Annotated in this window: 12 protein-coding genes; 4 read left to right on the top strand and 8 right to left on the bottom strand. The window is 52.9% G+C overall.

Going from position 1 to position 13,349, the window contains the following annotated elements:
- The first annotated feature begins 136 nt into the window (after positions 1 to 136).
- Both metG and HV350_RS09160 read left to right on the top strand, forming a co-directional pair.
- Positions 137 to 2,170 (top strand): methionine--tRNA ligase, encoded by a 2,034-nt coding sequence (gene metG / locus HV350_RS09165; protein ID WP_049281972.1) that lies wholly within the window; start codon positions 137 to 139, stop codon positions 2,168 to 2,170.
- Positions 2,171 to 2,381: 211 nt separating this feature from the next.
- Positions 2,382 to 2,840, top strand: coding sequence for a YehR family lipoprotein (locus tag HV350_RS09160; protein WP_141875420.1), 459 nt, complete (start codon positions 2,382 to 2,384; stop codon positions 2,838 to 2,840).
- A 42-nt stretch (positions 2,841 to 2,882) separates the two neighbouring features.
- Here the strand turns inward: HV350_RS09160 and HV350_RS09155 are convergent, their stop codons facing one another.
- Genes HV350_RS09155 through HV350_RS09145 form a run of 3 tightly spaced genes read right to left on the bottom strand, consistent with a single transcriptional unit; the run spans position 2,883 to position 5,801 of the window.
- The gene (locus tag HV350_RS09155; RefSeq protein WP_016153689.1) at positions 2,883 to 3,353 is read right to left on the bottom strand and encodes a DUF1456 family protein; all 471 of its coding nucleotides are present in this window, start codon (positions 3,351 to 3,353) and stop codon (positions 2,883 to 2,885) included.
- Between the two features lie 46 nt (positions 3,354 to 3,399).
- The gene (gene btsR / locus HV350_RS09150) at positions 3,400 to 4,119 is read right to left on the bottom strand and encodes a two-component system response regulator BtsR (protein WP_016153690.1); all 720 of its coding nucleotides are present in this window, start codon (positions 4,117 to 4,119) and stop codon (positions 3,400 to 3,402) included.
- Positions 4,116 to 5,801 carry a sensor histidine kinase gene (locus tag HV350_RS09145; protein ID WP_016153691.1) on the bottom strand — a complete coding sequence of 562 codons (1,686 nt, stop codon included), beginning with the start codon at positions 5,799 to 5,801 and terminating at the stop codon, positions 4,116 to 4,118. The genes btsR and HV350_RS09145 overlap by 4 nt, the downstream gene beginning before the upstream one ends.
- A 225-nt stretch (positions 5,802 to 6,026) precedes the next feature.
- On the opposite strand from HV350_RS09145, the gene mlrA reads away from it, so the two are divergent.
- Both mlrA and HV350_RS09135 read left to right on the top strand, forming a co-directional pair.
- Positions 6,027 to 6,758, top strand: a complete 732-nt coding sequence (gene mlrA / locus HV350_RS09140) for an HTH-type transcriptional regulator MlrA (RefSeq protein WP_016153692.1) — start codon at positions 6,027 to 6,029, stop codon at positions 6,756 to 6,758.
- Between the two features lie 74 nt (positions 6,759 to 6,832).
- Positions 6,833 to 6,940, top strand: a complete 108-nt coding sequence (locus HV350_RS09135) for a protein YohO (RefSeq protein WP_003027354.1) — start codon at positions 6,833 to 6,835, stop codon at positions 6,938 to 6,940.
- Here the strand turns inward: HV350_RS09135 and HV350_RS09130 are convergent.
- From HV350_RS09130 to bglX, 5 genes are all read right to left on the bottom strand, one after another.
- Positions 6,921 to 7,652, bottom strand: a complete 732-nt coding sequence (locus HV350_RS09130) for an ABC transporter permease (protein ID WP_065554088.1) — start codon at positions 7,650 to 7,652, stop codon at positions 6,921 to 6,923. The genes HV350_RS09135 and HV350_RS09130 overlap by 20 nt on opposite strands.
- Complete coding sequence (locus tag HV350_RS09125; RefSeq protein ID WP_103766537.1) at positions 7,636 to 8,583, bottom strand: ABC transporter ATP-binding protein; 948 nt, start codon at positions 8,581 to 8,583, stop codon at positions 7,636 to 7,638. The genes HV350_RS09130 and HV350_RS09125 overlap by 17 nt, the downstream gene beginning before the upstream one ends.
- Positions 8,576 to 9,742, bottom strand: coding sequence for an ABC transporter permease (locus HV350_RS09120; protein ID WP_016153695.1), 1,167 nt, complete (start codon positions 9,740 to 9,742; stop codon positions 8,576 to 8,578). Before HV350_RS09120 ends, HV350_RS09125 begins: the two co-directional genes overlap by 8 nt.
- Before the next feature lie 15 nt (positions 9,743 to 9,757).
- Entirely contained in the window at positions 9,758 to 10,675 is a 918-nt protein-coding gene (locus HV350_RS09115) for an ABC transporter substrate-binding protein (RefSeq protein WP_016153696.1), read from the bottom strand.
- Positions 10,676 to 10,896: 221 nt separating this feature from the next.
- Complete coding sequence (gene bglX, locus HV350_RS09110; protein ID WP_016153697.1) at positions 10,897 to 13,194, bottom strand: beta-glucosidase BglX; 2,298 nt, start codon at positions 13,192 to 13,194, stop codon at positions 10,897 to 10,899.
- Positions 13,195 to 13,349: the final 155 nt, after the last annotated feature.

Here is a 13,349-nt window from a genome sequence, read left to right as displayed (position 1 = left end):
ACAATAGTCACCAGGTAGTTTACTCCAACCGCAACAATTATTCATTTACGGATAAATGCCCTTATCGCTTGGCGCAGTAATTACCATTTTGGTACTATCAAAGCCCTTTTCACTACAAAAGAAGTAATTGCCCACTATGACTCAAGTCGCGAAGAAAATTCTGGTAACGTGCGCGCTGCCGTACGCCAACGGCTCTATCCACCTCGGCCATATGCTGGAGCACATCCAGGCTGATGTCTGGGTCCGTTACCAGCGAATGCGCGGCCACCAGGTTAACTTCATCTGCGCGGACGACGCACACGGTACGCCAATCATGCTGAAAGCACAGCAGCTTGGGATCACGCCAGAGCAGATGATCGGTGAAATGAGTCAGGAGCATCAGACTGATTTTGCGGGTTTTGACATCAGCTATGACAACTACCACTCTACGCACAGCGAAGAGAACCGTGAGCTGTCTGAGCTGATTTATACGCGCCTGAAGGAGAACGGTTTTATTAAGAACCGTACTATCTCCCAGCTTTACGATCCGGAAAAAGGCATGTTCCTGCCGGACCGTTTCGTTAAAGGCACCTGCCCGAAATGTAAATCTCCGGATCAGTATGGCGATAACTGTGAAGTCTGCGGCGCAACCTACAGCCCGACCGAACTTATCGAGCCGAAATCCGTCGTTTCTGGCGCGACGCCGGTAATGCGCGACTCCGAACACTTCTTCTTTGACCTGCCGTCATTCAGCGAGATGCTGCAGGCCTGGACACGCAGCGGCGCGTTGCAGGAGCAGGTCGCCAACAAAATGCAGGAATGGTTCGAATCCGGCCTGCAGCAGTGGGATATTTCCCGCGATGCCCCATACTTCGGTTTTGAAATCCCGGATGCGCCAGGCAAGTACTTCTATGTCTGGCTGGATGCACCAATTGGCTATATGGGTTCGTTCAAAAACCTGTGCGATAAGCGCGGCGACACGACCAGTTTTGATGAGTATTGGAAGAAAGATTCCGACGCTGAGTTGTATCACTTCATCGGTAAAGACATCGTCTACTTCCATAGCCTGTTCTGGCCGGCGATGCTGGAAGGCAGCAACTTCCGTAAGCCGACCAACCTGTTCGTACACGGTTATGTGACGGTAAACGGTGCGAAGATGTCCAAATCTCGCGGTACCTTCATTAAGGCCAGCACCTGGCTGAAGCACTTTGACGCCGACAGCCTGCGTTACTACTACACGGCGAAGCTTTCTTCACGCATTGATGACATCGACCTGAACCTGGAAGACTTCGTTCAGCGTGTAAACGCCGATATCGTCAACAAAGTAGTCAACCTGGCATCACGTAACGCAGGCTTTATCAGCAAGCGTTTTGACGGCGTACTGGCGGCTGAACTGGCCGACCCGGCATTGTATAAAACCTTCACTGACGCTGCTACGGTGATTGGCGAAGCATGGGAAAGCCGTGAATTTGGTAAAGCTATCCGTGAAATCATGGCGCTGGCCGATGTGGCAAACCGCTACGTTGACGAACAGGCTCCGTGGGTCGTTGCTAAACAGGAAGGCCGCGATGCCGACCTGCAAGCGATCTGCTCCATGGGTATCAACCTGTTCCGCGTCCTGATGACTTACCTGAAACCGGTTCTGCCAACGCTTGCTGAACGTGTAGAAGCTTTCCTGAACAGCGAGCTGAGCTGGGATGCCATTAAGCAACCGCTGCTCGGTCACAAGGTCAACACCTTTAAGGCGCTCTACAATCGCATCGACATGAAACAAGTTGAAGCGCTGGTGGAAGCGTCGAAAGAAGAAGTGAAGGCCGCTGCCGCACCGGTAACCGGCCCGCTGGCGGATGACCCGATTCAGGAAACCATTACCTTTGACGATTTCGCTAAAGTTGACCTGCGCGTGGCATTGATTGAAAACGCCGAGTTTGTGGAAGGTTCTGACAAACTGCTGCGTCTGACGCTGGATCTCGGTGGCGAGAAGCGTAACGTCTTCTCTGGTATTCGTTCTGCCTATCCGGATCCGCAGACCCTGGTTGGACGTCAGACCATTATGGTTGCTAACCTGGCACCTCGTAAGATGCGCTTCGGCATTTCTGAAGGGATGGTCATGGCGGCAGGTCCTGGCGGGAAAGATATCTTCCTGTTAAGCCCGGACGAAGGCGCAAAACCTGGCCAACAGGTGAAATAAATCTGACATCTCGAGCGCTGCAACTGCAGCGCTTTTTTTTTGCTGAGGGATTTACCTTTAATCTTAAACACACTCCCCCACTCCATTTTCGGACTGCTTAGCCATCGCTATTAGATTTATTCTATACTGCTCTGCTATTAAGGCCGCCCGGCCCCATCATATTCATTAGAATTATTATTTAGCATTCGATATTCATAAAATGGAGTTTTACATGACAGCGTTACAAAAATTAGTTTCTCTCGCCGCGGCATCGGTTGTGGTTTTTTCCCTGGCGGGTTGTGGTGAAAAAGAAGAGACGAAAACATTCAATGCCAATCTTAACGGTTCGGATATCACCGTCTCTTACACCTATAAAGGTGACAAAGTTCTGAAACAAAGCTCCGAAAGTAAAATCAGCTATGCGTCTGTCGGCGCCAGCAATAAAGAGGAAGCCGCAAAAGTATTCGACGCGTTAAGCGCCAAATATCAAAATATTGCAGGCGTAGAAGAAAAGCTCACCTATACAGATACCTACGCGCAGGAAAATGTCACTATCGATATGGAAAAAGTCGATATAAAAGCGTTACAGGCAATTTCCGGGATGAAGCTTTCTGAGAAAGCCGATAAAAATATCAGCATGAAGCAAATGCAAACGGTAATGGAATCGGCAGGTTTTAAAGAGGTGAAATAACATCCTGGCGACCCGAAATTCATCGCGGTCGCCAGCGTCGTTTTACGCTTTCGTTTTGTGCACTCGCGACGTCAAACCCCGCAGGAAATAACGCAGAAACTGATCGCCGCATTCGCGATAGTTCTTATGGTCCGGCGCGCGCATCATGGCGGTAATTTCCGGCATCGACACACGAAACTTCTGCTCGGTCATAATGGCCAGAATATCATCGGTTTTCAGCGAAAAGGCGATACGCAGCTTTTTCAGCACCGTATTGTTGTTAACACGACGCTCAAGCGCCAGTTCCGGCGCAGAATCGTCTTTACCACGCAGATGATAAATCAGACCGTTTAAAAATCCGGAGAGAATGATATCCGGGCAGCGAATAAACCCGGCTTCATCTTCTTTTGTCATCCAGGTATCAAAACCTGCGGAGGTGGATTCCATGTCAGCAAGCGCAAGAATACGCACCATGTCGTTATTGTTCGCTTTCAGGGTGTAGCGCAGGCTACGAAGAATATCGTTACTTAGCATAGAGCCTTCAACTGTCGGTGATGCAATGGCGCGCAGTGTATCAGTTTTACAGTCCAATCGCCTCTTTTAGACTTTTAAGATAACGGCGACTTACCGGAACTGTCAGCCCGTTGCGTAAAATCAGTTCGGCCTGACCGTTTTCTTCCAGACGGATCTCCCGCAATTGCGCCATATTCACCAGATACTGCCGATGGCAGCGCAGCAAAGGTGTACGGCTTTCCAGCGTTCTGAGCGTCAGTTCGGTGAAACCTTCTTTACCATCGCTGCTGGTCACATACACGCCGCTCATGCGGCTGCTGATAAACGCCACGTCATCCATTTGCAGCAGATAGATTCGGCTGTGGCCGCTGCACGGAATAAACTTCAGCGCCTGCTGATTCTCCGGCAGTAGCGATACATCCTGCTTCGTGCGCTCCTGACGCAAACGGCTCAGCGTTTTTTCCAGTCGCGCCTCTTCAATCGGTTTGAGAAGATAATCAAACGCGTGTTCTTCAAAAGCTTTCACCGCATATTCATCAAAGGCAGTAAGGAAAACAATATACGGACGATGCTCAGGATCAAGCATGCCAACCATTTCCAGACCGCTGATACGCGGCATCTGAATATCAAGGAACAGGACATCCGGACGCAGTTTATGTACCGCGCCGATGGCTTCCACCGCATTCGAACATTCGCCGACGATCTCGATGTCGCTTTGCGCCTGCAACAGGATCCGCAGATTCTCCCGCGCTAACGGTTCGTCATCGACAATCAGCACTTTGATCATGCCAGTTCCTCCAGAGGAAGTCGTAAAGTGATTCGGGTAAAGCGGTCAGGTTCACACGCTACGCTGATGCCAAAATCGTCGCCAAACCGCTCGCGCAGTCGTTTATCAACCAGATTCATACCCAATCCGCTGGCCTCAGACGTTGGCTGATACAACCCGGCGTTATCTTCAATATCCAGCATCAGATACTGCCCTTCACGGCGGGCGGTAATCGACACTTCGCCGGTATCCAGTAGCTGAGAGGTACCGTGCTTAATGGCATTCTCCACAATAGGTTGTAGGGTAAAGGCAGGTAATTGCTGATACGAAAGCGCATCTGGCACCGTCAAAGTCACCTGCAGGCGCGACTGAAATCGCGCCTTTTCAATTTGCAGATAGGCATTAACGTGCTCAATTTCATCAGCCAGCGTCACAATCTCCGACGGACGTTTTAAGTTTTTGCGAAAGAACGTCGACAGATACTGCACCAGTTGGCTGGCCTGCTCGCTATCACGTCGGATCACGGCTTTGATGGTGTTGAGCGCATTAAACAAAAAATGGGGGTTCACCTGTGCATGCAGGAGTTTGATTTCCGACTGCGTGAGCATCGCTTTTTGCCGCTCATACTGCCCGGCCAGAATCTGCGCCGAAAGCAACTGGGCGATCCCTTCCCCCAGCGTGCGGTTGATCGAGCTAAAGAGGCGGTTTTTGGCTTCATACAGTTTGATGGTCCCCATCACTCGCTGGTTTTCACCCCGCAAAGGGATCACCAGCGTCGAGCCTAATTTGCATTGCGGGTGCAAAGAGCAGCGGTAAGGGACTTCATTCCCATCGGCATACACCACCTCTCCGGTTTCTATCGCCCGTTGGGTGTACGACGACGAAATAGGTTTTCCGGGTAGATGGTGATCGTCACCAATGCCGGTAAATGCCAGCAGCTTCTCGCGGTCGGTAATTGCCACAGCACCGATATCCAGCTCTTCATACAGCACCTGAGCGACCTTCATGCTGTTAACCTCGTTAAACCCCTGGCGCAAAATACCCTCCGTTGAGGCGGCAACTTTGAGCGCAGTGGCGGAAAAAGCAGAGGTATATTTTTCAAACATCGCCCGTTTATCGAGCAAAATACGCATAAATAAGGCTGCGCCCACGGTATTCGTCACCATCATCGGCGCGGCGATATTACTGACCAGCCGAAACGCATCGTCAAACGGCCGGGCGATTAACAAGATGATCAGCATCTGCACCAGTTCGGCGACAAAAGTAATGGCACCCGCGGTCAGTGGGCTAAAGACTTTATCGGTACGGCCACGACGGGTGAGCACGCTGTGCACCAGCCCGCCGAGCAAACCTTCGACAATGGTCGAAATCATGCAACTGAGCGCCGTCATTCCGCCCATTGAATAGCGATGTAAGCCACCGGTCAGACCGACCAAACCGCCGACCACCGGGCCGCCAAGCAGCCCACCCATCACCGCGCCGATAGCACGGGTATTAGCAATAGAATCATCAATGTGCAGCCCGAAATAGGTGCCCAAAATGCAGAAAATGGAAAAGGTAACGTAGCAAAGCAGCTTGTGCGGAAGCCGAATCGTGACCTGCATCAGCGGGATAAACAAACGCGTTTTGCTCATGAGCCACGCGATAACGAGAAACACACACATCTGCTGAAGCAGCAGCAACACCAGATTAAACTCGTACATACCTGCCAACCACACATCACTTAAAAGCGCGTAACATACATGGGCTGCGCGTAACTTTCTTTGAAGTGTTGCAAAAAAAAAGGAATTTGTGAGAACGATCACTCGAAAGCGCGAGCATGACTACAAATTCACCCATTTGTTGATCAAAAAACAGACAAAACTACCTGGTTCGCAAAAGAGCGTCTAAAGTAAAACTGGGACCTCGCGAGCATAAGTGAGACGACGATGGCGCTTTACACAATAGGTGAAGTGGCTTTGCTTTGTGATATCAACCCTGTCACTTTACGCGCGTGGCAGAGGCGTTACGGATTACTGAAACCGCAGCGAACAGACGGCGGGCATCGCCTGTTTAACGACGCGGATATCGACCGGATCCGTGAGATAAAACGCTGGATAAATAACGGCGTTCAGGTCAGTAAGGTAAAAATGTTGCTCAGCAATGAGAACATTGATGTGCATAACGGCTGGCGCGAACAGCAAGAGACGCTGTTGAGCTATTTGCAAAGTAATAATCTGCATAGCCTCAGGATGTGGATCAAAGAGCGCGGTCAGGATTATCCCGCACAAACGCTCAACACCCATTTGTTCATTCCGTTACGCCGCCGCCTGCAATGTCAGCAGCCGATCCTGCAGGCGTTACTGGGGATCCTCGACGGTGTCCTCATCAACTACATCGCGATTTGTCTGGCCTCGGCGCGCAAGAAACAGGGTAAAGATGCCCTGGTTGTCGGCTGGAACATTCATGATACCACCCGCTTATGGCTGGAGGGGTGGGTAGCCAGCCAGCAGGGATGGCGCGTTGACGTCCTCGCCCACTCGCTAAACCAATTGCGACCAGAGCTGTTTGAAGGGCGAACCTTACTGGTCTGGTGCGGCGAAAGCCAAACGCCCGCTCAGCAGCAACAACTGAACGAATGGCGCGCGTTAGGTCACGATATTTATCCGCTCGGTATTTAAAGCCAACCAGGATCGGCTCTTAATATTCTGTTAACAAACGTGTACAATCCTTAGATTCACATAAGGAGTGCATAATGAGCGCAGCTAAAATCGGTGTCATTACCCTCTTCCTGCTGATGGCCATCGGCGGTATCGGCGGCGTCATGCTGGCAGGCTACACATTCATTTTACGTGCCGGGTAAGGTGGCTCGCTAAGCGCTCAAACCCGCGGTCAACGATCACCGCAGCCAGCGCGACCAGCAGCGCCCCCTGAATCACATAGGCGGTATTGAACCCGCTCAGTCCGATGATAATCGGCGTGCCCAGCGTGTTCGCCCCGACGGTTGACGCTATCGTAGCGGTGCCGATATTAATAATCACCGACGTGCGAATTCCCGCCAGAATAACCGGTGCCGCCAGCGGCAACTCCACTTTCCGCAGCCGCTGGCCCTGACTCATGCCCATTCCGCTGGCAATATCCATCACGCTGGGAGAAATTCCACCGAGTCCCGCCAGAGTTGCCTGCAAGATTGGTAACACGCCATACAAAATCAGTGCGATAATCGCGGGTTCAAGCCCAAACCCCATCACCGGTACGGCGATCGCCAGCACGGCGACCGGAGGAAATGTCTGCCCCACGGCGGCAATCGTTTCCACCATCGGCCTGAATTCCGCGCCCCAGGGCCGGGTTACCGCTATTCCCGCTCCGGTGCCAATGATGACGGCAATAAGGCTTGAAATCCCCACCAACGCAAAATGACTCAACGCCAGCGCCGTAAAACTTTCCTGCTGATACACGGGACGCGGCAGCGTCGGAAATAGCGAACTAAACAGGGCCTGACTGTGAGGCAACCCCACCAACAGGATCAGAAACAGCGCAACAAGCCATAGCAATGGATCAGCAAGACGTTTCACGGGTCGGCGTCTCCGAAAGCAAATCGCGAAAATGAAGCGTCCCGCAGGGCACCCCCTGCGGCGTCACGACCGGCAAGACATCGCAGCCACGCGCCACGAACACCGACAATGCATCACGTAGCGTCATCTCATCCACCAGCGGCTCGCCGTCTGAGTGTTCACCGCGACGGATAAAATCCCCTACCGTACGCAGCGACAACAGCCTTACGCCCAGTTCACTGCGGCCAAAAAAAGTTTGCACGAAATCATTCGCTGGCGCAGTGAGCATCGACAACGGCGTGCCTTGTTTCACAACTTTTCCCGCATCCATCAAAATCAGATGCTCCGCCAGTCTCAGCGCCTCGTCGATATCATGCGTCACCAGCACAATGGTACGTCCCAACAAACGGTGGATACGCGTCATCTCCTGCTGCAGCGCGCCGCGGGTGACCGGGTCCAGCGCGCCAAAAGGCTCATCCATCAGTAGCACCTGCGGATCTGCCGCCAACGCTCGCGCAACCCCAACCCTCTGCTGTTGTCCGCCGGAAAGCTGATGCGGATAACGGTGACGCAAACTCGCCTCAAGGCCCAGCAGCGCCATAAGTTCATCTGTTCGGTCATCAATACGTGAACGTGACCACTTTTGCAGCTGCGGTACGGTGGCAATATTCTGCGCGACGGTCCAGTGGGGAAACAAACCAATAGACTGAATCGCGTACCCCATGCGCCGTCGTAACTCCAGCACCGGCAGGCTGCGGATCTCCTCCCCGGCGAAACGGATCTGCCCGCTGTCATGTTCAACCAGCCGGTTGATCATCTTTAGCGTGGTAGACTTGCCCGAACCTGACGTGCCAATTAATACCGAAAAGCTGCCCTCTCCTAACTGCAGGTTCAGGTCGTCGACGGCTTTTTGCTGGCCATAGGTTTTACTGACATGGCGAAATTCAATCATTATTCGATACCTTTAGCAGCGCGATCCCTAAATCAAACAGCGCATCAATCAACACAGCCAGCACAACGACCGGGATCACACCCAACAGCACTAAATCAACGGCGCTACTGAGCAATCCCTGAAAGACCAGCGCGCCAAATCCCCCTGCACCAATCAGCGCGGCTATCACCGCCATCCCCACCGTCTGGACCATCACCACTCGCAAACTGCGCAAGAAGACCGGCAGCGCCAGTGGAAACTGCACCGAGATAAACCGCTGACGCGCGCTCATCCCCATCGCCCGGGCGCTTTCAAGTACATCGCGTGGAACCTGATTCAATCCAGCCACTACGCCGCGAACCAGCGGTAAGAGCGCATACAGCACCAACGCAATAAGCGCAGGCGTCAGACCGGTTCCCGCTACGCCAAGTGAACCCAGCAAGGGAAAGTGCTTCACCAGTCCAGCAAGCGGCGCTATTAACAGGCCAAACAGCGCGACGGAGGGAATAGTCTGGATAATGTTCAGTACCGCGAATACCGGCCCCTGACGGGAGACAGAAAAAGTACACCAGACGCCCAGCGGCACGCCAATGAGCAGCGCGGGCACCACGGTAGCGAACAGAATCGTCAGATGCTGCGCCAGCGCGTCGTTAAAGACATCCTGGCGATTGGCATATTCTTTAAGCAGAGAAAGATCGTTAAACGTACCGGAGAGCAGTAACACCAGCGGCAAAATGAATATTTGTGCGTGCAATAACCAACGCCACGATGCCCGTTCGGTGATGCGACGAATGGCGTCACTGGCTGCCAGCAGCATCAGTCCCAGCCCTAACCAGAACCCGCTGCCCAGGCTGGTTCTGGCCAGCGGGCTACCCGTCTGAGCCAGATACGTTGCCGTTGTGCCGGCGATGACCAGCGCCGCAATCACCAACAGTTGGCTAACAATAAGCGTCAATATATTGCCGGATTTTCCCGGTACAAAGCACAGAAGAAACAGCAGCACACAGGCCGCCGCTAATCCCCACGCCATGTCGGGTTGGATATCCCAGAGTTGACGCCCTTCACCGGAAACCAGGCGATTGGGAGCATAGCTGATGAAAGGAAGCGCTGCCGCCGCGATGGTCAGAAACACCAGCAGCAACAGCACCCGATTTACTGAAATATTCGACAAAACACCCACCTGCTGCAAACTCCGTTACTTCACCCATCCTTTTTGCTTCAGGTAGTCTGCTGCGACTTTTTTCGCATCCAGCCCCTCCACGGCGATACTGGCATTCAGCCGTTGCAGCGTTTTTTCATCCAGGCTGGCAAATACCGGTTGTAGCCATTCTGCCATTTGCGGGTAGTCCTGCAGCACCGATTCACGCACAACGGGCGCTGGCGCATAAATGGGCTGCACGCCTTGCGGATCGCTTAATGTTTGCAGACCAAGCGCCGCAACCGGACCGTCGGTACCGTAGGCCATCGCTGCATTGACCCCAGAGGTCTGCTGCGCCGCCGCTTTAATCGTCACCGCGGTATCCCCCCCCGCCAGCGACAACAGCTGATTCTGATTCAGTTTGAAATCATAGGCTTTTTCAAAGGCAGGCAGCGCGTCAGCCCGTTCGATAAATTCCGCAGAGGCGGCAAGTTTGAACGTCCCCCCGTCTTTCAGGTAACGGCCTAAATCGGCAAGGGACTCAAGCTTATTCTTTTGCGCGACATCCTGGCGAACCGCAATGGTCCAGGTGTTGTTGGCGGGCGCAGGCGTTAGCCAGATCAGCTTATTTTGCTCTGCGTCCAGCTTTTTCACTTTGTCATAACCGGCCTGCGCATTTTTCCATGCAGGATCATTCTCATCTTTAAAAAAGAATGCGCCATTGCCGGTATATTCCGGATAAATATCCAGTTCACCAGAGGTGATTGCCCCACGCACCACCGGAGTGGTACCCAGCTGTACTTTATTAACGGTTTTCACGCCGTGACTTTCGAGCACCTGCAAAATAATGTTGCCGAGCAGCGCCCCTTCGGTATCTATTTTTGAACCGACCGTGACGGGTGACGCGGCCTGTAAGGGCAAGCTGATCGCGGCTAATAACGCCAGCGAACCCACCCAAACTTTTGAAATTATCATGCTGCACTCCTCATTCTTTTACGGCCCTTTTCAGAGACTTGAGGAAAAAGCATAGTCGAAAAATCAAGCCTTAACCTGGCAATTGGGTAGTAACACTGAGAGTTACTCGCGGTAAGGCGATAATACAATAAAAAAAATCCGGCAAACCCAAAGTGAGTTTACCGGATGGTACGATTTCGCAGGCCTGATAAGCGTCACGTTACCAGGCATGATATCAATTACTACAGCAGTTCAAATTCGCCCTGCTTCACTCTGGCAGAATCCACGCCGATAAAGACGTTGAACTTGCCCGGTTCGGCATCGTATTGCATACGCTGGTTCCAGAATTTCAGCGCTTCAACATCAATTGGGAAGCTAACGGTTTGGGTTTCACCCGGCTTAAGATTCACCTTCTCAAAACCTTTCAGCTGTTTTACCGGACGACTCATTGAAGCGGTAACATCCTGCAAATACATCTGAATCACCGTCGCACCTTCGCGTTTGCCGGTGTTGGTCACCTGCACGCTGGCCGTCACGGTCCCGTCACGCTTCATCGTCGGAGAAGAGAGTTTCACATCAGAAACCGTGAATGTGGTGTAGCTCAGGCCATAGCCAAAGGGATACAACGGACCGTTCGCTTCGTCAAAGTAGCGCGACGTGTACTTATTCGGCTTATCGGCATTATACGGGCGACCGGTATTGAGATGGCTGTAATAGACCGGGATCTGTCCGACAGAGCGCGGGAAAGACATCGGCAACTTGCCTGACGGGTTGTAATCGCCAAACAGCACATCGGCGATGGCGTTACCGCCTTCCGTCCCGGCAAACCAGGTTTCGAGGATCGCATCGGCCTGTTGATCTTCCTTAACCAGCGCCAGCGGACGACCGTTCATCAGTACCAGAACCAGCGGTTTGCCCGTGGCTTTCAGCGCGGTAATCAGGTCACGCTGACTCTGCGGAATGGTGATATCGGTGCGGCTGGAGGCTTCATGCGCCATTCCCTGCGCTTCACCAACTACCGCGACCACCACGTCAGACTGCTTCGCGGCGTTAACCGCTTCATCAATCATCGCCTGCGGCGAACGCGGGTCAACCTTCACCGCCTCTTCATACTGGTTGAGGAAGTCGACAATGCCTTTGTCGTTGGTGATGTTCGCCCCTTTGGCGTATACCACTTTGCCCTGCTCGCCGATGGCATTTTTAATCCCCGTCAGCACCGTAACCGACTGATCGGCAACCCCGGCAGCAGACCAACTGCCCATCACATCACGCTTGCTGTCGGCCAGCGGACCGACAACCGCTACGGTGGCGGATTTTTTCAGCGGCAATGTTTCCAGACGGTTTTTCAGCAGCACCAGGCTTTCACGCGCCACTTCACGCGCCTCTTTGCGGTGCAAACGGCTTTCCGCGTTGGTGTCCTGCGGGTCAGATTCTTTAGCCCCCAGATGGCTGTACGGATCATTAAACAGCCCCATATCATATTTCACGTTCAGCACATGACGCGCAGCGTCGTCCAGCTCCGCCATCGTCACCTTACCTGACTTAATCAACCCCGGCAGGTATTTGCTGTAATACTCATCGCTCATGCTCATGTTGATGCCGGACTTGATCGCCACACGCACCGCATCTTCAGGATCGGCGGCAGTGCCGTGCTTAATCAGTTCCTTAATCGCGCCGTGATCGGAAACGGTAATGCCCTTAAAGCCCCACTCATCGCGCAGGACGTCTTTTAACAGCCATGCATCCGAAGTCGCCGGCGTACCGTTCAGAGAATTAAGCCCCACCATCACTGCACCGCTACCGGCGTCCAGTCCGGCTTTGTACGGTGGCATATAGTCGTTGAACAAACGCTGCGGGCTCATATCGACGGTGTTGTATTCCTTGCCGCCTTCAACCGCGCCATAGGCGGCATAGTGCTTGACGCTGGTCATCACCGAATAGCGATCGGCCGGGCTTTTACCCTGCATCGCTTCCACCATGGTTTTGCCCATCGTGGCGGTCAAATACGTATCTTCGCCAAACCCTTCCGAGGCGCGGCCCCAGCGCGGATCGCGCGAGACATCGACCATCGGCGCCCAGGTCATATTCAGACCATCATCGGCGGCTTCATACGCAGACACTCGACCAACGGTTCTGACCGCATCAAGATTAAAGGAGGATGCCAGACCGAGGCTTATCGGGAATACGGTACGCTGACCGTGCAATACGTCGTAGGCAAAAAAGAGAGGGATTTTCAGGCGGCTGAGATCCATCACCTGATCCTGCATTTTGCGGATATCCTGGCGCGTGACGGTGTTAAAAATTGCCCCAACCTGCCCGTCTTTGATCATCTCGCGGATGGCTTCTTTCGGGTTATCAGGCCCGACGCTTATCAAACGCAGTTGCCCAATCTTCTCATCTACGGTCATCTGCTTGAGTAAATCGGTAACGAAGGCATCCCGCGCCTCTGGCGTCAGTGGATGGTTACCAAACAGAGTGTCCGCCAACGCTGGTTGCAATGCCAGACTCACCGCGACACCTACAGAACATAGCCATTTCATGTTGATTCTCTCTTTATTTTTTCCCGACGAGGCAGCGAAAATATAACAAAAACCGCAGTTTGCCGTAAGACTAAACGGGAGCGATAAAGAAAGCTAAGGTTATTCTCCTAATTTTCGAAACCAGCGCGAATCAGTAAAAGACGAACCAGAGACAA

Origin of the sequence: Citrobacter sp. RHBSTW-01013 (assembly GCF_013781985.1) — a bacterium.
GTDB lineage: Bacteria > Pseudomonadota > Gammaproteobacteria > Enterobacterales > Enterobacteriaceae > Citrobacter > Citrobacter braakii.
Note: the sequence above shows the minus strand (reverse complement) of the source record. Positions and strands in the feature narration are given on the sequence as shown.